Origin of the sequence: Kribbella sp. CA-293567 (assembly GCF_027627575.1) — a bacterium.
Classification (GTDB): domain Bacteria; phylum Actinomycetota; class Actinomycetes; order Propionibacteriales; family Kribbellaceae; genus Kribbella.
Genome location: NZ_CP114065.1, coordinates 6,594,220 through 6,612,970 on the forward strand (window position 1 = coordinate 6,594,220; position 18,751 = coordinate 6,612,970).

An 18,751-nucleotide genomic window follows, 5' to 3' on the forward strand; every position below is an offset into this window, starting at 1 on the left:
CCTGAACCGCCGGACGATGCTACGACGCACGCGGCCGGCCGGCGTACCGAATTGCAGCTATTGACATCACTTCGCGACCGGAGCTGACTGTCCGTACCAGCCGGAGTACGGACTGAATTGGCTGGCCGGTGTCGGCGGGGTTGCTCTAGGGTCCGCGGCATGGAACTGAGCGCTGGTGCCCGGAAGCTCGTCGACGGAACCAACCCGGGGGTGCTGGCGACCGTCAACGCCGACGGGAGTCCCCAGACCTCCGTGGTGTGGGTGGCGCGGGAGGGTGACGAGGTGGTGATTTCCACCCAGGCCGGCCGCCGGAAAGACGGGAACCTGCGCCGCGACCCGAGAGCGAGTCTGCTGGTGATTGCGAAGGACGACCCGGAGGAGTACGTCGAGATCCGCGGTACGGCGGTGGTCACCGAGGATCCCGAGCGGGCACTCGCCTTCCGGCTGGCCGAGCACTACGAGGGCGAAGGCGCGGGGCAGGAGTACCTCGACCTGCCGGCCGGGATCGTCCGCACCGTCATCCGCATCACGCCGCAGAAGTTGACCGGCCCGGCCGCCTAGACGCGGCCGAAAGCCAGGAAGTGGAAGCTGGTGGAGATCGTTCGAGGGTCGTTCTCCAGCAGGCGAGCTAGCAGTACGGCAGAGTCGAGCAGCCGCGGGACCTCCTCGGGGGCGGAGTGTTCGAGAGTTGCCGCGGCCGGCCCCTCGACCCCTAGTACGTCGATGTCGCTGAATCCCACCCGCTCGAACTCGCCGCGCAGTTCGTCGGCGTGATGGAAGTAAGCGTTGGTGAAGCCGTCGGGCTCGTCGTAGTTGCGGCCGGTCGCCAGCGCCTCGACGAACTGGTGCAGGTTGTCCTCGGCGATCAGCCCCTTGGTGCCGTACTCCAGCAACCCGGCGTACCGACTGATGCCTGCAGCAACTACTAGCCCACCCGTCCGAGTCACCCGCCGCGCCTCTGCCAACGCCTGAGCCCGATCGGCTGCCTCGACCAGGTGATACAGCGGCCCAAGCAGCAACGTGACGTCAACACTGCCGTCCTCCTGCGCCAACGCGCGCGCATCCCCACTCACCGCCGCAAACGTCCCCACCTCCGCGGCCTTGGCGACATGCTCCTCCACCGGATCGACCAGCGTCACGGCGTACCCGTCCGCGGCAAGCCACCGGGCATGCACCCCAGTAGCCCCACCCACATCCAGAACCGTTGCCCCCGGCCCCGGCAGGCACCGCCGAATCAACTCCTGCGTCCGCAGGAACTCCAGCCGCCCATGCCCCGACCGAGCCAGCCGATCATCCTCGACATACCGCTCCGCGTAGAACGCCCTGATCAACGGATCCAGTTCAACCATCCCGCCATCATCCCCACCCGAAATCCCCAGCACCTCCCATTAACCCCGCCGTACCCTGCCTAGATGACGTCCATCGTCTTCCTCAACGGCGCCCCCTCCACGGGCAAGACCACGCTGGCTCGCGGCCTCCACGCGCGTCTGCCGGGCCCGGTCTTCTACCAGTCCCTGGATGACTTCCGCCGCTCGATCCGCGCGGAGTTCTGGCTCCGCGGTCGCGTGCCCGGACTCTTCGACCGAGTCGTCGAGGCCTATGTCTCCTGCCTGCGCGAGATCGCACTCCGCGGGATCGACATCGTCGCCGAGTCGATCATCCTGCCCGCTGACCTGCCGCGGTACGACGCTCTGTTCGGCGAGTTCGACGTGACGCTGATCGGCATCACCTGCCCATTACCCGTACTGCGGCAGCGCGAGCTTCAGCGCGACGACCGGTACAACGGCCCACTGGAACCGGACCTCTCCGACTACGAAGCTCTTGGCGCCCACTCCTACGAACTGCTGATCGACACTTCGACGGAATCCACCAGTACGTCGTTGCAGCGAATCATCCAGCATCTGTCAGAACGGGGAGCTGGTGATGGTGTAGGTGCGGTCGAGGAGCGCGATGCCGGGGTCGAAGGTGAAGGTCCAGCGGAGCGGTTCGGCGGTGCGCAGGTACGCAGCGACGGGAGTGCTGAGGGGTGGATAGGGGATGGCCGTGACCAGCGGGATCGCCTCGGCGGGTGAGAACCATCGGGCTTCCTGGACGGACGCGTCCGGGTCGTCGATGGCGAAGTCTCCGGATGGGACGTCGGCGCGGAAGTTCCAGGCGGTACTGCGGGTAGCTCCGTCGCGGCTCACCACCAGCACCTCGGCGACCAGCGTCAGTTGGTCGAGGTCGATCCGCAGACCGGTCTCTTCGTGGAGCTCGCGGACGGCTGCCTCGGCCGGTGACTCGCCTGGTTCGACGGCACCGCTGGGCAGGGACCACTGCTCGTCCTCCCACTCTTCGTAGCGCTCGCGGACCAGCGCGACCTTTCCTGAGCGGAAAGCCAGGACGCCGGCGTAGTCAGCCACTGGCGCGCTGCAGGACGAACTCGATCTCGTCGAACTCGTTGGCGCCCTGCTCGACGAAAGCGGTGGAGCGGAGGGTCGCGAGGGCGGCTTCGTTGGCCGGGTCGACGGAGGCGTGGATCTGCTCGGCGCCGAGCTCCGTGGACAGCTGCACGACCTGCTCGACGGTCGCCCGTCCGAGCCCCTGCCCTCGCCGGTCGGTGCTCACGTAGTACGTGACCTCGGCCTCCTCGTCGAGGATCTCCAGATCGACGAAACCGATCGGTCCGGCCTCGTCGAAGGTGATCCAGCCGTGCCGGCTGGGTGCCTGGAGCAACGGCGCCCAGCGCTCGACGGCATGCCCGTAGAAGCCGCCGAAGATCGCGCCGCCGGCGGGGTCGACCGCCAGCCACTGCTCGACCTGGCGCAGCCCGTCCTCGTCGATCGCCCTCACCTGCATCCGCGCACCACCTCCATGCCACCGCACTCTGCCCGCAGCCACCGACAGTTTGCAATCCTGTTGCGTCCTCCCCCGCCCCACCGGTTGGGTGGGAGGGTATGGCTGACCTGAGGCGAGCGGAGTACCCACTGTCGTCCAAGTACGACGCCGACTGGCTGCTCGACTGCGACATGGGCCCCAACCCGCTCTGGCTGCTTGAGGACCTTGCCCGCGATCTCGACCTCCGCCCCGGCCTGAAGGTGCTCGACCTCGGCTCCGGCAAGGGCGCCACCTCCGTCTTCCTGGCCAAGGAGTACGGCGTCCAGGTCTGGGCCGCCGACCTCTGGATCGAACCCTCCGTCGCCGCCGCCAACTTCGCCGCTCACGGTGTCGACGCCGTCGCCCTCAAGGCCAACGCCCACGCTCTCCCCTTCGCCCACGAGTTCTTCGACGTGATCCTCAGCATCGATTCCTACGAGTACTTCGGTACGGCGGACAGCTACCTCCCCTACCTCGTCACCTTCCTCAAACCCGGCGGCCAACTGGGCGTCGCCACCCCCGCGCTGACCCGGGAGATCCGCGACCTCGGCCACATCCCCGAGCACATCAAGAAGCTGGTCGGCTGGGAAGCGATCGCGTGGCACACCGCCGACTGGTGGCGCTTCCACTGGGAGATCACCGAACTGGTCGAGGTCACCTCGGCCCGCCTGCAAGAGTCCGGCTGGCGCGACTGGCTGGCCTGGGCCGAGGCCATCTCCGAGCGCACCGGCACCCCTGACGCCAGCCTGGAGATGCTCCACGCCGACCAGGGCGAACTCCTGACCTTCGCGCTGGTGACCGCCCGTAAACCGGCCCGGGTTCCGGACTGAATCAGCACTGAGCAATGCTGTCGGTATGAGCTGGGCTATCTACGCGATGCGAGGGCCAGGAGGCGTACGCCGCCTCGAGGACATTCCGGACGGGTACGCGCCGCCCTCACTCGGTACTGCGGTCGAGGTGGTCGACCAGGTCAAGGAGCTGGTACCGGATCTGGACGCGACCAAGCGGTCCTGGCTGCACCTGCGCGGCGCCGACTACGACATCGAGATGTCGATCGGCAAGGGCGTCGAGGTCCGAGACATCACCTTCTACCTGGACGGCCCCCGCTCGATCCCGCTCGTGATGCGGATCAGCAGCAAGCTGGGCGTCACGCCGTACGACACCGAGTCCGGCGACTTCCTCACCGAGGAGTCGCGTCCCCCGGTTCCACCGCCGCTGACCGACGACGAGATCAAGGCCAACAAGCCCAAGTGGTGGAAGTTCGGCCGCAGCTGACCGTCAGCTCGCCGGGCGGGTGGCGACCAGGGTGGCGATCTTGTTGATCCGGTGTTCGGGGTTGTTCAGGGCGTCTTTCCAGTAGTTGCCGACCGCATGGTCCTCCGGGGTCGCACAGGTCGAGAGCGTCAGCATCGCGGCGGTGGGTGCCACGCCCGGACGCCCCGGTACGGCGGCGTTCTGCTGCGCTTTCTCGGCCGGCTTGCGGAACGAGATCTTCATCGTCCGGCCGACCACGTAGTCGTAGACGGTCCCGTTCGCGCTGACCAGCACGTGCGCGCCGTTCTTCAGCTGCGGCAACCGCCCGAACGGCCGGCCGTGCGTGGTGCGGTGCCCGGTGACGATGAAGTTGCCGATCTCCCCCGGACCGACGCCACCCGCCGGTCCACGAGGTGACGCGAAGACCCCACGATCCTGGATCACCGTCCCGGGCTTGTCGTCGGCGGTACCGGTGTAACCGACCACCCGCAGCGCCCGTACGCCGATCGACGGGATCGCGAGCGTCGTCACCGTCGAGACCGGCACCGACCGCGACGGCGTGGGACGAGCCGGCGTGGAAGGAGGCGGCGTGGAAGGAGGCGGCGTGGATCGAGAAGGCGTGGGCAGTGAAGGCGTCGCCGACGGCGGCCCCTCCGTCACGCTGACTCGCGGACTCTCCGGCACCGACCGCTCCGGCGTCCCCACCACCGTCGGCTCAGCAGTCCCAGCAGGTCCGGCGGTGTCGGAGCATCCGGCCAGAGCAGCCGCCAGCACCACCGCGACCACCCATCGCCCGACCATTCCAGGACCGTAGCCCGCCGCACCGAAAACCGACCGAAATTCACCGCTGCCGGTCTGTGCACAACGACAGGCAGTAGTACGGCTGTCGCGTCATCCGTCCGCCCGGTCCCGCCTGAACCCGGGTCGCCCAGGTGACTACTGCCTGTCGTTGTGCACGGGCGTCCTAGCCGACGATCAGCTCAGCCGGCCCCACTCGAAGAACTCCCGACCCCAGCGCCTCGCAACGCACCCCACCCCGCCCGCGCAACCCCTTGAAAGCCCCCGCCCCCAGTACGACGTCCATCCACGCGCACGGATTCGCCGGCCTCTGCGCCTGGAACCGCACCGCCCCGGAACCACTGTCCAAACTGAAACTCCGGCCCGCCACCCGCTCACCCGACGCCGTACGCCGAACCGCCAGCTGGTCGACCGGATAGCCCCGAATGATGATGTTTCGCCTGGTCAACGCCGGATCAGGCACCCCCGCGAACCCATCCAGCGCCGCGGCATCGAAGATCGTCACCGCCGCCTTCCGATGCACCGGCTGGTTGAAGTACCGATCGCCCACGATCCCCAGCCCGGCCCGCACCTCGATCTCAGCGCGCTTCACCGGCTCCGGATCCGGCCGCGGCCCGTCCAACGGCCGCCCCTCGTAGGCGTGCACAGCCGACACCACCAGCGCCACGATCTCGACCGCGACAATTTCGCCCACCCCGCCACGCTACTCGCAGTACGGCGAACGGCGTGGAGGACGCAGGCATCACTCAGCAACGTCCTCAGACAGCAAACGGTGGCGGCGATCAAACAGCACCCGCTCAGCCCCAGGTGAGCGCGTCGAGCAGCAGGTGGAAGGCAAGCCGCTCGGCATCCGGCTCAACCACCCCGTACGCCGCGAAGAACGCTGCCGCGTCGACAGACCACTCGTCCTCCAGTTGCGCCTTGACGAGTGCGAGATCCGAGTACCGGTCCGCTACCCCAAGGCGGCCGACATCGATCGTGCCGGTCCATTCGAGGGTGTCCGGGTCGAACAGGAAGTTCGGCAGGCAGGCGTCACCGTGGCAGACGACCAGTTCCTGCGCCGCCTGGACGGCAGGCAGCGCCGCGCGCACCCGTGCCAGCAACTCCTCGGGCGCAACCAGTCGGGCATCGTCGGTCAGGAAGTCGGGGTTCACCGCACCCCGCCGTACGACGTCCTCGGCCTGCGCGACAACGTCGACAAGCCGGCGCTCGAACGGGCAGCTCTCGACCGGCAACTCGTGCACAGCCCGGACCGCCCGCGCCAAGCTCGCCACCAGCTTCTCCGACCACGGCAGATCGCCGGCCGTCACGCCGGGCACCGCCGAGGTCAGCAAGGCGGCGCCCTCAGCACTCTCGATCCAGTCCAGCACCCGAGCACCAGGAACCGACGTACTGGCCAGCCACTCCGCCCGGTCGCGCTCGGCCAGCAACTCCGCCACTCCGTCCGGACCGCACGTCTTCGCGAAGACCGCACCCCGGCGGTGGACGGAGGTCGCCGACTCCCCGGCCTTCACCAGCTCCCAGCCACCGCCCGGCAATTCCATCTATGCCGTGGATTCGCGTGGGATGAGCTGCCACGGGAAGTCGTAGACCTTGCCGTCCGCGCCTTCGCGGTCGGTCAGGCGGCCGACCATGATCCGGCTCAGCGCGGCGTTGAAGCCGACCGGTCCGACCGTCGACAGCGACGGGTCGAGGTGCTCGCCCTCCGGGGTGTTGCCGACCCCGATCACGGCCAGATCCCCCGGTACGTCGAGACGCAGCCGGTGCGCGGCCCGGATCGCGGCGATGGCGGCGAAGTCCGTCGTGCAGTAGAGCGCCGTCGGCCGGTCAGGCCGGTTGAGCACCGAGATCGCTGCCCGGTAGGCACCTTCGGGATGCGGCTCGTACGTCGCGACCAGCTCGTCCAGCACCGGTACGCCGGCCGCCGCCATCGCGCGCAGATAGGCGTCGTAGCGCGGCCAGCCCGCCAGCTTGGACGTCAGCGCGCCGATTCGGGTGTGCCGCTCCAGCAGATGCTCTACGGCCAGGTGGCAACGCGGCTCGGCACCCGAGCGGATCACGTCGAACCCCTTCGGCTCCAGCACTTCGCTGAAGACCACCATCTGCACACCCTGAGCGGCGAACGCCTCCAGATCGGCGACCAGTGAAGGATCGTCCCGGACGTGGTCGATGAAGATCACGTCCGGCGTCCGGTTCGCCAGTACCGTCCGCCAGTCGCCGTCGGCCACGATCAGCGCGGTCTTGCCCAGCGGCGTCACCGCGGCGCTGACGTCGGCCGCCACCGCCTGCGCCCACGGATCGGCCAGCACACTCAGCGACAGCAGCACCAGGTCGGACTTCCCCGTCCGGATCGCCCGGGCGGCGTCGTTGCGCCGGTAGCCCAGTCGCGTGGCGGCTTCCCGCACCCGGTCGGCGGTGTTGTCCGAGATCGTCTGGCTGCGCGGGTGCCCGGACAGCACGTAGGACACCGTGGCGATCGAGACTCCCGCCGCGGCGGCAACCGTCCGCAGCGTCGGTTTGTCGGTCATCCCCGTGGCCATGAGACCGATTCTCTCAGCCCTTGACCGCCCCGGTGATCACGCCCTTGGTGAAGTGCCGCTGCAGGAACGGATAGACCATCGCGATCGGTACCAGTGCCACCACCACGACCGCCATCTGCAACGACTGCGGTTGCGGCGGCGGCGTCACGCCGAGCTGGTCGGCCGACAGCGACTTGCCCTGCAGCACGTAGGTCCGCAGGATCACCTGCACCGGCCACTTGGAGGTGTCGTTGAGGTAGAGCAGCGCGTTGAAGAAGGCGTTCCAGAAGCCGACCGCGTAGAACAGCCCGACCACCGCGATCACCGCCTTCGACAGCGGCATCACGATCCGCCGCAGGATGGTGAAGTCGCTCGCGCCGTCGATCCGCGCGCTCTCCAGGATCTCGGCCGGCACGTTCATGAAGAACGTCCGCATCACCACGAAGTTGAACGCCCCCAGCGCGCCCGGCAGGATCAGCGACCACAGACTGTCGATCAGCCCGAGCTGCTTGACAACCAGGAACATCGGGATGATGCCCGGCGCGAACAGCAGCGTGAACAGCACCAGCAGCAGTACCGGCCGCCCGAACAGCACCGGCCGCGAGGTCGCGTAGGCGAGGGCGATGGTGGTGCACAGCGCGATCGCCGTACCGATCACGGTGACGAACAGGCTGACCCCGATGGCCCGGGCCATCAGCCCGCCGCTGAACAACGTGTCGTAGGCCTTGAGGGTCGGATGCGACGGCCACAGCACGTATCCGCCCGCTTCGATGATGTCGGCGTCACTGGCCAGCGAGGTCGAGACCACCACCATGATCGGGACGATGATCGCGAGCGCGAAACCACCGAGTACCACCGCCTTGACGGCCTGGTACGCCGGAGCCGGCCGCTCCTTCCAGATCGGCCTCACGACTGTCCTCTCTTCTGGAAGATGCCCGGTTCGCCGAGCCGGTGCGCGACCGTGTTCGCGCCCCAGAGCAGCAGCGCGCCGATCACTCCCTTGGCCAGTCCGGCCGCGGCCCCGCTGCTCCAGTCCCCGCCGACCACGCCGGCGTAGTACGTGAAGGTGTCCAGTACTTCGGCCGCGCCCGGCCCGACCGAGTCGCGCTGCAGGATGAACTGTTCGAACCCGACGCTGAGGATGTCGCCGATCCGCAGGATCAGCAGCAACACGATGACCGTGCGCATCGACGGCAGGGTGATGTGCCAGAGCCGCCGCCACCGGCCCGCGCCGTCCGCGGCGGCAGCCTCGTACAGGGAGACGTCGACCGCCGACAGCGCGGCGAGGAAGATGATCATCGCCCAGCCGGCGTCCTTCCAGATCAGCTGGCCGACGACCAGCAGCGGGAAGGTGTCCGGGTTGGTCATGAACGGGATCGGGTCGAAACCGGCCTGCCGGAGCAGGTTGTTGACGAACCCGGCACCGCCCAGCGACTGCTGGAACAACGCGATCACCAGCACCCAGGACAGGAAGTGCGGCAGATAGGCGATGGTCTGGAACGCGCGCCGGATCTTGTTGCTGACCAGGGAGTCCACGATCAGCGCGAGTGCCAGTGGCACCGGGAAGAACAGCAGCAGCTGGACGCCGGCCAGTAGCAGGGTGTTGCGCAGCGCGTCCCAGAAGTCGGGATCGGCGTACAGGTTGACGAAGTTCTGTACGCCGTTCCACTCGCTGTGCATGATGCCGAGGTACGGCTGGAAGTCCTGGAAGGCGACCACGTTGCCGAGCACCGGCAGGTAGAAGAACACCAGCAGGAACAGCACCCCGGGCAGCATCAGCACCAGCATCTGCCAGTCCCGCCGCAGCCTGACGGCGAACGGCAGCTCCGGCTGTTTGCGCCGGCTCAAGACTGCGTCACCGGTACGCCGGCAGGCAGGACGGCTTCGAACTCACCACGCATCTTGTCGCCGCCGCCGCTCTTCCAGCGCTTCAGCGCCTCGTCGTAGACGCCGATCTTCTGCCGGCCGGTGACGATGTCGACGATCGTGTCGCGGAACGCCGCGGTCAGCTTGGTGCCGACCTTGCTGCTGGTGTCGGAGTAGGTGCCTGCCGTCGGGTTGCGCATCGCGAACGCGAGCAACTTCTGCTCCGTGGCGTGGATCCTGCGGGTGTCGTCGGGGAAGGCGGGGTTGAAGATCACGCTCTCCGGCGCGGTCATGATCTGCAGCGCGCTGACCAGACCGGGCGCCTGCTGGTTGCCGGCCGCGTTGAGCACCGGGTTCTTCTGGGCGTCGAGGGTGTACTGCTGTCCCGCCGTACCGAAGTTCTTCTGCAGGTACTCCTTGGTGCCGAACGGCGCCGACAGGTAGTTGACCAAGGCAAGCAATTCGCGGATCCGGCCTTCGTCGGTCTGCTTGAACGGCGTGAACCCGACCGTTCCGTAGCCCATGTCGTAGACCGGTTTCGCCTTGCCGTCATGGCCGAACGGGATCAACGTGTCCACGAACAGGGCCGGGTCGGCCGCCCGGAAGTCGGCGGTCGCCCGCGGCCCGACGGTGACCTGCGCGGCGATCTGGCCGTTGACCGTCTTCGAGGTGGCGTCCGCCAGGTTGAGGTCGGGATAGAACACCTTCGCGGCCCAGAGCCTGGCGGCGTACTCGACCGCGGCCCGGTAGTTGTCGGTCTCGTAGAGATGCGTCAGCGACCGGTCCTGGTTGACCCGCCAGCCGTTCGGGGCACCGAACCACTCACCGAACATGTGCAACATGTTCACGATCGCCGGTTCGAGCGCGTAGTTCGTGCCGCTGGTCAGTTCCTTGCACTTGGCAAAGAACTCGTCGGCCGTCCGGCACTGCAGGCCGCCGACCTTCGCCCAGGTCCTCGGGTTGCCCATCATCACCTGGCCGAACGGCGTGGACGGGATCGGCGCGCCCCAGATCTTGCCGTTCACGACGGCCGTACGCCAGGAGGCCGGCTTCAGCGCGGCGAGGTTCGGGTACTCCAGCACGGCGTCGCCGGACAGGTACTTCGTCAGGTCCTGGAACTTGGCCTCCAGCATCGGGCCGACGTTCGGGATCCCCTGGTTCGGCGGCAGCCACATCAGGTCCGGCAGCGAGTCACCGGCCAGCAGGGTGGCGAACTTCTCCGGGTAGCCGGGGTCGGTGCCGATGGTGAGCTTGAGTTCGCCGCCCAGCGCCTGGTTCAGGGCCTGCCACATCGGGTTGCTGCCCATCGGGGGCGGCGGCGTCGCGAAGGTCTCGGTCAGCGCCGTCACCGCACTCTTCAGCGGCGGGCTCTGGACACTGGCGATGGCGTTCTCGGGGAACCGCAGGAAGCCCGGCTCGAGCCCCGACTCGGCCCCGGCCAGGTCCGGCCGCAGTCCCTCGAACGCCTTGTACGTCGGCAGCGCCACGTCGCCCGACGCCTTCGCGCCACCGCCGGTCGCTCCGCCGTCACCACACCCCGTCAGGGTCGACCCGAGCGCGGCCGCCCCGAGGGCGCCTCCGCTCAACTCCAAGAACCTCCGCCGCCCGAATTTGCTCATCACAGCCGCCCTTCGCTCACTAACGCTCACTTAAACGTTAACCGGGACGGTAAACCGCAGCCTGGCGCTGACGCAAGGCCGAATCAATAATCGAGCGCAGGCGAAAGCCTCATCCGGACCGGATGAGGCTCGGCGACGGCTGCGGCGACGGCGACGGGGTCAGTCGCGGTTGGTGACCTCGAAGGCAACGACGGCCGCGGCGACCGCCACGTTGAGCGACTCGACCCCGGCGTGCAGCGGGATCTGCAGGTCCTCGTCGGTGCCGACGGTGATCCCGTTGGTCTCACCGCCCAGGACGAACACCGCGCGCGGCGCCAGTTCAGCCCTGAACAGCGACTGCTTCGACCGCGCCGACAGCCCGTAGATGCGGTACCCCGCCTCGACCAGCAGGTTCACGGCCGCCTTCGCGGTCGCCACGTTCACGATCGGCGCCTGGAAGGCCACCCCGGCGGACGCCTTGATCACCAGCGGACCCACGTGCGGCGTACCGGCGCGAGGCAGGATGACGCCGTCGAAGCCGGCTCCGGTCGCGGTGCGCAGGATCATCCCCACGTTGCCGGGGTTGGTGACACCGTCGAGCAGGAAGACGTTGGTCGGCCGCTTGCCGCGGGCCCGGACGAAGTCGGCCAGCGGCGTCATCCGCGGCGCGTTCACGTCGGCCACCACGCCCTGGTCGTGCTTGCCGTTACCGGCCAGCCACTTCACCCGCGACGCGGTCGCCCGCTCCACCGGCGTACCGGTCCGGCTGGCCGCCCGCAGGATCTCGTCCAGCGAACCACCGCCGGCGTTGTCCGCGACCACGACCTTCGCCACCGACAGGGCGGGGTCGCTCAGTGCCTCGAGCACCGGCTTACGCCCGAAGATGGTGATCCACTTGTCCCGGGGAGAGAGCTTCTCCCGCGCCTCCTGATCCACCCCCGTACGGTACAGCGCGGCGTGCAGCCTTTACGCCGTTCGTTAGTGTTCGAACGTGAGGAGTGACGAGAAGCCGGGTGGACGGCTGGGCGATCCGTCGCTGCTCCGCAGGCTCAACTTCTCCGCTGCTCTGAGCGCCTTCGTGAACGCGCCCAGCCTGACCCTGCGCGAACTCCGCGGGGTGATCGGCGTCTCCCGCCCGACCGCCGAGGACCTGCTCGCCGAACTTCTGGCCGAGAACCGGGTCGAAGAGACCCCGCCACCCCGGACGCCGTCCGGGCGGCCCGCGGGCCGCCCGGCCCGCCACTTCAGGTTCCGCGCCGAGTCCGGTTACGTCAGCGGAATCGACATCGGCGCACACAAATCGATGTCGGTCGTCACCGACCTCCGCGGCAACACGCTGGCCAGCCGCCGGGTCGAGCTGGATCCCGGCCTCCCGGCGCGCGACCGACTCCAGGCGGCGATCGACACCACCCTCGCCTGCTGGGCGGACGCAGGGCTCGACCCGACGGCGATCACCGGCGTGGCCTGTGGGATCACCGGCGCGCTGCGGGCCGCCGAGGGCGTGTCCGACGTACGGGTCGGGCCGTTCGGAGCGAGTCTCGCGCCGTACTCGCTGCCCGGCTTCACCGAGGTCGCCGTACCGGGGATCCTGTCCGACGGTCTGGGCCGGCCCGTCGCCGTCGCCAACGACGTGAAGCTGGCCGCGCTGGCCGAGCAGTGGAAGGGCGCGGCTCAGGAGCATCGCGACGTCGTCTACATGTTCGCCGGGCACCGGGCCGGCGCCGGAGTACTGATCGGTGGCCAGGTCCATCAGGGCCGGCACGGCGCCGCCGGTGAGATCGGCGTACTGCCGATGCTCGGCTGGGCCGACGCGGTCGAGCGGCTGCACGCTCGCGGCGCCGAGCTCGCTGCCGAGGCGGGTGCACCGTCCGGCCGGGAGGGCGAGTTCGTGATCGCCTCCGCGGCGCGACAGGATCCCGAGAGCCTTGCCGTGCTGATCAGGTTCGCCGAGGTGCTGGCCACCGGCGCCGCCGTCCTGGCGCTGGCCGTCGATCCCGAGGTGGTCGTCCTGGGCGGCGGCATGTCCCGCGGTGGGGCGATCATCGCCGAACCGTTCCGGCGGGAGCTGGCCAAGCTCACGCTGCTCCCGGTCGACGTGGTCACCTCGACGATGGGCGCCGACTCGGTCGCACTCGGTGCGGCCAAGATGGCCCTGGACACGGTTTTCGCCGACCTGCTCACCGTTCCGGGCAGCTGACTGGGCTTAGGCTGCGAACTGCGAACCACCGAACGAAGGGTTGACGGTATGACGAACGACGCCGGGATCCGGCCCGAGGTCGCCCCCTCGGGACCTGGTTGTGTCGAGTGCACCGACGGTGGCGGCTGGTGGTTCCACCTCCGCCGTTGCGCCGAGTGCGGCCACATCGGCTGCTGTGACAGCTCCCCCGAGCAGCACGCCGGCAAGCACGCCGCGGAGACCGGCCACCCGATCATCCAGTCCTACGAACCGGGTGAGGACTGGTTCTGGGACTTCAGGACCGAGGAGATCGTCGAGGGTCCCGAGCTGGCTCCGCCCGTCAACCACCCGGTCACCCAGCCGGCTCCGGGCCCGGAGGGCGCAGTACCGGCCGACTGGGTGAAGCACATCCACAAGTAGGCGGCGTCAGGAGCCTTCCGGAGCGCGCAGCCGCGGCAGCGCGTTCTGGATCTGCTCACGATCCGGCTCGAGCCACGGCGGCAGCTTGAGCTGCCGGCCGAGCTCGAGCAACGGCTCGTCGACGGTGAACCCCGGCTGGTCGGTGGCGATCTCCAGCAGCACGCCGCCGGGCTCACGGAAGTAGATCGAGGTGAAGTACTGCCGGTCCAGGATCTCGGTCACCTTGATCCCGGCCTCCAGCAGCTCCAGCCGCCAGCGGGCCTGGGTCTCCTGATCCGGCGCCCGGAAGGCGATGTGGTGCACCGTGCCCGCCGCCTGCAAGCCGCGGGACTCCTTGCTCGGCAGCACGTCCACCGCAGTACCTTCCTGGCCACCCGACATCACCAGTCGCGTCCGGTCGGAGGTGGTCGGCTGGTGGGACATCCCGAGCATCCCGGCCAGCAGTTCCGCGGTCGGCTCCAGCTCACGCTCGGTCATCGTCACGGAGTACAGGCCTCGGATCGCGCTCTCAGCCGGTACTGCGGCCGCGCCGTCCCACCCCGAGCGTGAATCTCCGTCGGAGGCGACCAGTTCGATCACCAGGCCGTCCGGGTCACGCAGCCGCAGTACCTCCTCGTCGGAGCGCGCGACCGGGTCGTCCGAGTCGACACCGAGGTCCTTGAGCCGCTTCTGCCACCAGCCGAGCGCCTCCGGCGGCACGCTGAAAGCGGTGGCCGTGGTGAGCCCGGTACCTTGCCGGCCCGCGTCGGCGCCCGGCCAGGCGAAAAAGGTCAGCAGTGTCGAAGGCCGGCCGGACTCGTCGCCGTAGTACAGGTGGTAGTTCTCGGGCGAGTCGAAGTTCACGGTCCGCTTCACCAGCCGGAGACCCAGCACGGTGGTGTAGAAGTCGGCGTTGCGTTGCGGGTCCTCCGCGATGGCGGTCACGTGGTGCAGTCCGTGCGGTGCGATTCCGGCGGCCATCGGCGCTTCCTCTCCCCTGCGCCGAGGGCTCTCGGCCACGTCACCAGCTTGCCCCTCGAGGCGCGCGAATGGCTAGGCTGATCTCCGACTCGGCGAGGAGCAGAAAGCAGGTCCGATGAGCACTCAGCACCCCACGGCCGCAGCATTCGCACGCCTGGCCGTGGAGCTGCACGACTCCACCGGCGTCGCCGAGACCGTCGAGACCGCGGTGCAGTTCGCCCGCCAGGCGCTGTCCTGCCGGTACGCCGGACTGGTGCTGCTCGAGCACGGCCGGCAGCTGGTGATCGCGGCGGTGACGGCACCGATCATCGCGGACCTCTACCAGCTGCAGATCGACGCCGGCACGGGCCCGCTGATCGCCAGCCTCGAGAACCGGGCGCCGGTGACGGTCGCCGACGCCACCACCGACGACCGCTGGTCACCGCAGTGGTCGGCACTCACCGCCTCGATCGGCGTCCGCAGCGTCCTCCACCTCCCGCTGATGCCCGCGAACCAGCCGGTCGGCGTGCTCAGCCTGTTCGCCGAGCAGCCGAACAGCTTCGAGCCCGACGACCTGGCGATCGCCCACATCCTGGCCCGGCACGCCTCGATCGCCGTCGCCAACGCGCGCAACGAGGAGACCCTGTCCCAGGCCGTCGACGCCCGCAAACTGGTCGGCCAGGCGATGGGCATCCTGATGGAGCGCTTCGACCTGGACGGCGACCGCGCCTTCGAGGTACTGCGCCGCTACTCCCAGGACAGCAACACCAAGCTCCGCGACGTGGCCCAGCAGCTCATCGACACCCGCAAACTGCCCGGCAGTCGTGAGGTCAGCTGACGGCGACGCGGACCGGGGCTGCCGTGGAGTCGCGGACGATCAGGCTGGTCGCCAGCTCGACGTGATGGGAATCGACCTTCTCGCCCGCGGACAGTTGCAGCGCCGTACGGAGGGCCACCGCGCCCATCTCGCGCAGCGGTTGACGGATCGTCGTCAGTTGCGGGGACGCGAGCCGAGCGACCTGGGTGTCGTCGAAGCCGATGACGCTGAGGTCTTCGGGGACCCGGAGTCCGCGGGCGCGGGCCGCTTCCATCACGCCGAGTGCGGTCTCGTCGCTGCCGGCGAAGATCGCGGTCGGCGGTTCGGGCAGGTCCAGCAGGGCCGCGCCACCGGCGAGCCCATCCTCGTACAGGAACTCGCGGAGCCAGACGTACTCCTTCGGCACCGAGACGCCCGCGGCCTCCATCGCGCCGCGGAAGCCGTTCAGCCGGGCCTGGTTGCAGCCGGAACACGGCGGCCCACCCAGGTAGGCGATCTGCCGGTGACCGAGCGACAGCAGGTGTTCGGTGGCCGCCATCCCGCCCGCGAAGTTGGTCGAGCCGACGCTGGTGACGTCCGGCTGCGCGATGCTGATCGGGTCGACCACGACCAGTGGCAGCCGGGCTCGCGACAACGCCGCGAGATCGGCGTCGGTCAGCTCGGAGGTGATCCCGATCGCCGCGCGGCGTCCGGTCGAGGTCAGTTCGCGGATCCACTGCGCCGCCCGGCCGGTACTGCGCGGCGCCGACGGCAGCGGCCGCGAACCGAGGACGACGTCCACGTCGGCCGCCTGCCCCGCCTCGACCACGCCCTGGATCACTTCCACCGAGTAGCTGTTGAGGAAGCCCTGGTAGAACAGCTCGACCGTGATTCGGTCGACCTGCTCCGGCCGCCGTCCGACGTACTCGTGGTCGCGGAGGATCTCCTGCACGCGGGCGCGGGTCGACTCGGAGACGTCGCTGCGCCCGTTGAGCACCTTGGAGACCGTCGCGACCGACACCCCGGCAGTGGCGGCGACAGTGGCCAACGTGACACGGCCGGTCAAACGCGGCACCTCCCTCACCCTGTTCCTCTCGTGCGGATCTCGACGGGGGTCACCATCGTACGATCGTGACCCACCACCCGGGTGGCACCGGTGATCCGCACGGTCGCGCGGCACGGCAGCTCCGCCGACGAGGTCCCCACCAGCACCTCGATCTCGCCCGCCTCGACGATGCGCCGCAGATCAGGCCCACTGTAAGCGGTTCGGTCGGCATGCACCTGGAAGACGACCTCCGCCGCGTCCCCCGGCTCCAGCCGCACCCGGGCGAACCCGGTCAGCAGCTTCACCGGCCGCGCGACCTGCGCCACCACGTCGTGCAGATAGAGCTGGACCACCTCGTCACCGCCCCGTACGCCGGTGTTGCGCACCTGGACGGTCACGTCGAACGAGCCGTCGGTGGCGATCTCGTCAGCACTGAGCCGCAGGTCGCCGACCTCGAAGGTCGTGTACGACGCGCCGTACCCGAACGGGAACAGCGGCGTGGCCTCCAACCCACTGATACCTGCGCTCTCGACACTTCCCAGTGGCGGCTGCAGGTACGTCCCCGGTTGCCCGCCCAGCTGCCGCGGAATCTGTACCGGCAGCTTGCCGCCGGGCACGACTCGCCCGCTCAGCACTCCGGCGATCGCCGCCCCGCCTTCCTGCCCCGGGAAGAAGGCCTGCACCAGACCAGCGGCCCTCGCCGCGATCTCACCCAGGGCGTAGGGCCGGCCGGAGACGACCACCACGACGACCGGCGTACCGGAATCGAGCAGGGCGGCAACCAGCTCCCCCTGTACGCCGGGCAGGCGCAGATCCTCCGCGTCGCAGCCCTCACCCGACGATCCCTGCCCGAACAGGCCGGAGACGTCACCCACGCAGGCGATCACCAGATCAGCGCCACGAGCCGCCTCGACCGCCGCCGGGAACCCGGAGCGATCCTCACCGAGCACAGCGCTCCCGCGCTCGTGGACCAGCTCGACCTCCGGCAATTCCTTGCCTAGAGCATCAAAAAGGGTGGGCACCGAGATTCCGAGGCCCAGGTCCGGGTAGCGCGGCAGGACGTGATTGGGGAAGGCATAGCAGCCCATGAAGCTCCTGGGGTCGCCCGCGGCCGGCCCGATCACCGCGATTCGCTTCGGCGCAAGGCGTTCCAGCGGCAGCGCCGTACCGGCGTCGAGGAGCACGACGGATCGCTCGGCCAGCTCCAGCGCGAGCGCACGGTTCCCGGCCGAGTCGAAATCGCGAACTCGCACCGAGCCTTCCGGCGTCCAGTCCGGGTCGAGCAGCCCCAGCTGCACCTTCTGCAGCAGGACTCTGCGGGCCGCGCGGTCGATCAAGTCCTCGGACAGCTCACCCGATTCGACCCGCTTGACCAGGCCCGCGCCGAAACCGATCGCGTCCGGCAACTCGACATCGGTGCCTGCGGCAAGCGCCAGTGCGCCGGCATCGTCGGCGGTGGCCGCGACGCGATGCATGCTGGCCAGGAACGGCACCGCCCAGTAGTCCGACACGACCGTGCCGGCGAAACCCCATTCGTCTCGCAGTACTTGGGTGAACAGCCACGGATCGACGCCGGCCGGCAGCCCGTCCAGGTCGGAGTACGAGGTCATCACCGAGCCCGCGTCCGCCGTGGCGATCGCCAGCTCGAAGGTCGGCAGGATGACGTCGAGCAGCTCACGCCGCCCGATCGAAACCGGCCCGTGGTTGCGCCCGGCGCGCGAGGCGGAGTACCCGGCGAAGTGTTTGAGGGTGGCGACGATCCCGGCGCTCTGCAGCCCACGGACGTAGGCGGAGCCCAGAATCCCCACCAGATAAGGGTCTTCGCCCATCGACTCCTCGACCCGGCCCCAGCGATAGTCGCGCACGACATCGAGCACCGGCGACAGTCCCTGGTGCACGCCGGCGGCTGCCATGTCCTGGCCGATCGCCGTCGCCATCCGCTCGACCAGCTCGGGATCGAAGGTCGCCGCCCAGGCGAGCGCGGTCGGGTAGACCGTCGCGCCGTACGTCGTGAAGCCGGTCAGGCACTCCTCGTGCACCAGCGCCGGTACGCCGAGCCGCGAGCCGGCCAGCACCACGCGATGCTGGCGGACCACCTCGGCCGCACCCTCCTCGAACGACAACGGCACACTGCCCCAGACCCGGGTGAGCTGGCCGAGCCCGTGGCGGCTGGCATCCTCCAGCGACACCGCTCCGGCGGTGGAGAAGACGTCCTGCATCGGCGCGACATTGAGCTGCTCCTCGGCCGGCTCCTGCGCGCCGGTCTGGTCGTTGCCGACCCAGCGGCTGCCGAGCTGGGCGACCTTCTCGGCCAACGTCATCGCCTGCAAAAGCAATTCGGCCCGCTTCTCGGCCGGTAACGAGATATCGAGCCAAGCAGTATTTTCGAAATGTTTCGTTACTCCGTTGTCACCCATATGTCTTAATCTGACGCAGAAACGGAGGGTATTCAAGATCTTGACAGCAACACTCTCGAAATCTACG

At 69.0% G+C, this 18,751-nt stretch carries 21 protein-coding genes and 1 pseudogene; 8 read left to right on the plus strand and 14 right to left on the minus strand.

The window, feature by feature from the left end; translation table 11 throughout:
- Positions 1–159 precede the first annotated feature (159 nt).
- The gene (locus OX958_RS30535) at positions 160–561 is read left to right on the plus strand and encodes a PPOX class F420-dependent oxidoreductase (protein WP_270133556.1); all 402 of its coding nucleotides are present in this window, start codon (positions 160–162) and stop codon (positions 559–561) included.
- Here OX958_RS30535 and OX958_RS30540 read toward each other — a convergent pair.
- Complete coding sequence (locus OX958_RS30540) at positions 558–1,349, minus strand: class I SAM-dependent methyltransferase (protein ID WP_270133557.1); 792 nt, start codon at positions 1,347–1,349, stop codon at positions 558–560. The two genes, OX958_RS30535 and OX958_RS30540, sit on opposite strands and share 4 nt — an antisense overlap.
- A gap of 63 nt (positions 1,350–1,412) precedes the next feature.
- On the opposite strand from OX958_RS30540, the gene OX958_RS30545 reads away from it, so the two are divergent.
- The gene (locus OX958_RS30545) at positions 1,413–2,072 is read left to right on the plus strand and encodes a phosphotransferase-like protein (RefSeq protein ID WP_442913230.1); all 660 of its coding nucleotides are present in this window, start codon (positions 1,413–1,415) and stop codon (positions 2,070–2,072) included.
- 42 nt (positions 2,073–2,114) lie between these two features.
- Here the strand turns inward: OX958_RS30545 and OX958_RS35425 are convergent.
- Both OX958_RS35425 and OX958_RS30555 read right to left on the minus strand, forming a co-directional pair.
- Positions 2,115–2,402, minus strand: a pseudogene (locus OX958_RS35425) (NUDIX hydrolase); the annotation flags it as partial.
- The gene (locus OX958_RS30555) at positions 2,395–2,838 is read right to left on the minus strand and encodes a GNAT family N-acetyltransferase (RefSeq protein ID WP_270133560.1); all 444 of its coding nucleotides are present in this window, start codon (positions 2,836–2,838) and stop codon (positions 2,395–2,397) included. The pseudogene OX958_RS35425 and the gene OX958_RS30555, both read right to left, overlap by 8 nt.
- 98 nt (positions 2,839–2,936) lie before the next feature.
- Here OX958_RS30555 and OX958_RS30560 point away from each other — a divergent pair, with 98 nt between their 5' ends.
- Positions 2,937–3,686: an SAM-dependent methyltransferase gene (locus OX958_RS30560; protein WP_270133562.1), complete on the plus strand. Its 750-nt coding sequence runs from the start codon at positions 2,937–2,939 to the stop codon at positions 3,684–3,686.
- A 25-nt stretch (positions 3,687–3,711) separates the two neighbouring features.
- On the plus strand, positions 3,712–4,131 hold the full coding sequence (locus tag OX958_RS30565) for a hypothetical protein (protein ID WP_270133563.1): 420 nt from the start codon (positions 3,712–3,714) through the stop codon (positions 4,129–4,131).
- A 3-nt stretch (positions 4,132–4,134) separates the two neighbouring features.
- Here the strand turns inward: OX958_RS30565 and OX958_RS30570 are convergent, their stop codons facing one another.
- Positions 4,135–4,656 carry a class E sortase gene (locus tag OX958_RS30570; RefSeq protein ID WP_270133564.1) on the minus strand — a complete coding sequence of 174 codons (522 nt, stop codon included), beginning with the start codon at positions 4,654–4,656 and terminating at the stop codon, positions 4,135–4,137.
- 58 nt (positions 4,657–4,714) lie between these two features.
- On the opposite strand from OX958_RS30570, the gene OX958_RS30575 reads away from it, so the two are divergent.
- Positions 4,715–4,924: a hypothetical protein gene (locus OX958_RS30575; RefSeq protein WP_270133565.1), complete on the plus strand. Its 210-nt coding sequence runs from the start codon at positions 4,715–4,717 to the stop codon at positions 4,922–4,924.
- 150 nt (positions 4,925–5,074) lie between these two features.
- Here the strand turns inward: OX958_RS30575 and OX958_RS30580 are convergent, their stop codons facing one another.
- The 7 genes from OX958_RS30580 to OX958_RS30610 form a co-directional block, all read right to left on the minus strand.
- Positions 5,075–5,602 carry a molybdenum cofactor biosysynthesis protein gene (locus OX958_RS30580; RefSeq protein WP_270133567.1) on the minus strand — a complete coding sequence of 176 codons (528 nt, stop codon included), beginning with the start codon at positions 5,600–5,602 and terminating at the stop codon, positions 5,075–5,077.
- Positions 5,603–5,705: 103 nt separating this feature from the next.
- The gene (locus OX958_RS30585) at positions 5,706–6,452 is read right to left on the minus strand and encodes an aminoglycoside 3'-phosphotransferase (protein ID WP_270133569.1); all 747 of its coding nucleotides are present in this window, start codon (positions 6,450–6,452) and stop codon (positions 5,706–5,708) included.
- Positions 6,453–7,448, minus strand: coding sequence for a LacI family DNA-binding transcriptional regulator (locus OX958_RS30590; RefSeq protein WP_270133571.1), 996 nt, complete (start codon positions 7,446–7,448; stop codon positions 6,453–6,455).
- Positions 7,449–7,461: 13 nt separating this feature from the next.
- Positions 7,462–8,337, minus strand: a complete 876-nt coding sequence (locus OX958_RS30595) for a carbohydrate ABC transporter permease (protein WP_270133573.1) — start codon at positions 8,335–8,337, stop codon at positions 7,462–7,464.
- Positions 8,334–9,275: an ABC transporter permease gene (locus OX958_RS30600; protein ID WP_270133574.1), complete on the minus strand. Its 942-nt coding sequence runs from the start codon at positions 9,273–9,275 to the stop codon at positions 8,334–8,336. Before OX958_RS30600 ends, OX958_RS30595 begins: the two co-directional genes overlap by 4 nt.
- On the minus strand, positions 9,272–10,912 hold the full coding sequence (locus tag OX958_RS30605; RefSeq protein ID WP_270133575.1) for an extracellular solute-binding protein: 1,641 nt from the start codon (positions 10,910–10,912) through the stop codon (positions 9,272–9,274). Before OX958_RS30605 ends, OX958_RS30600 begins: the two co-directional genes overlap by 4 nt.
- Positions 10,913–11,071: 159 nt before the next feature.
- Complete coding sequence (locus tag OX958_RS30610; protein ID WP_270133577.1) at positions 11,072–11,827, minus strand: TrmH family RNA methyltransferase; 756 nt, start codon at positions 11,825–11,827, stop codon at positions 11,072–11,074.
- 55 nt (positions 11,828–11,882) lie between these two features.
- Between OX958_RS30610 and OX958_RS30615 the strand changes: the two genes are divergently transcribed.
- Together OX958_RS30615 and OX958_RS30620 are read left to right on the plus strand one after the other, a co-directional pair.
- Positions 11,883–13,088, plus strand: a complete 1,206-nt coding sequence (locus OX958_RS30615; protein WP_270133578.1) for an ROK family protein — start codon at positions 11,883–11,885, stop codon at positions 13,086–13,088.
- A gap of 48 nt (positions 13,089–13,136) precedes the next feature.
- Entirely contained in the window at positions 13,137–13,487 is a 351-nt protein-coding gene (locus OX958_RS30620) for a UBP-type zinc finger domain-containing protein (protein ID WP_270133579.1), read from the plus strand.
- A gap of 6 nt (positions 13,488–13,493) precedes the next feature.
- On the opposite strand, the gene OX958_RS30625 is transcribed toward OX958_RS30620, so the two are convergent.
- Positions 13,494–14,447 carry a ring-cleaving dioxygenase gene (locus OX958_RS30625; RefSeq protein WP_270133581.1) on the minus strand — a complete coding sequence of 318 codons (954 nt, stop codon included), beginning with the start codon at positions 14,445–14,447 and terminating at the stop codon, positions 13,494–13,496.
- 115 nt (positions 14,448–14,562) lie between these two features.
- Between OX958_RS30625 and OX958_RS30630 the strand changes: the two genes are divergently transcribed.
- Positions 14,563–15,264, plus strand: coding sequence for a GAF and ANTAR domain-containing protein (locus OX958_RS30630; RefSeq protein WP_270133582.1), 702 nt, complete (start codon positions 14,563–14,565; stop codon positions 15,262–15,264).
- On the opposite strand, the gene OX958_RS30635 is transcribed toward OX958_RS30630, so the two are convergent.
- Both OX958_RS30635 and OX958_RS30640 read right to left on the minus strand, forming a co-directional pair.
- A complete protein-coding gene (locus OX958_RS30635; RefSeq protein ID WP_270133583.1) occupies positions 15,257–16,297 on the minus strand; it encodes a LacI family DNA-binding transcriptional regulator in 1,041 nt (346 codons plus the stop codon). The genes OX958_RS30630 and OX958_RS30635 overlap by 8 nt on opposite strands.
- Positions 16,298–16,302: 5 nt before the next feature.
- Positions 16,303–18,588, minus strand: coding sequence for a glycoside hydrolase family 3 N-terminal domain-containing protein (locus OX958_RS30640; protein ID WP_270133584.1), 2,286 nt, complete (start codon positions 18,586–18,588; stop codon positions 16,303–16,305).
- Between the last annotated feature and the right edge of the window lie 163 nt (positions 18,589–18,751).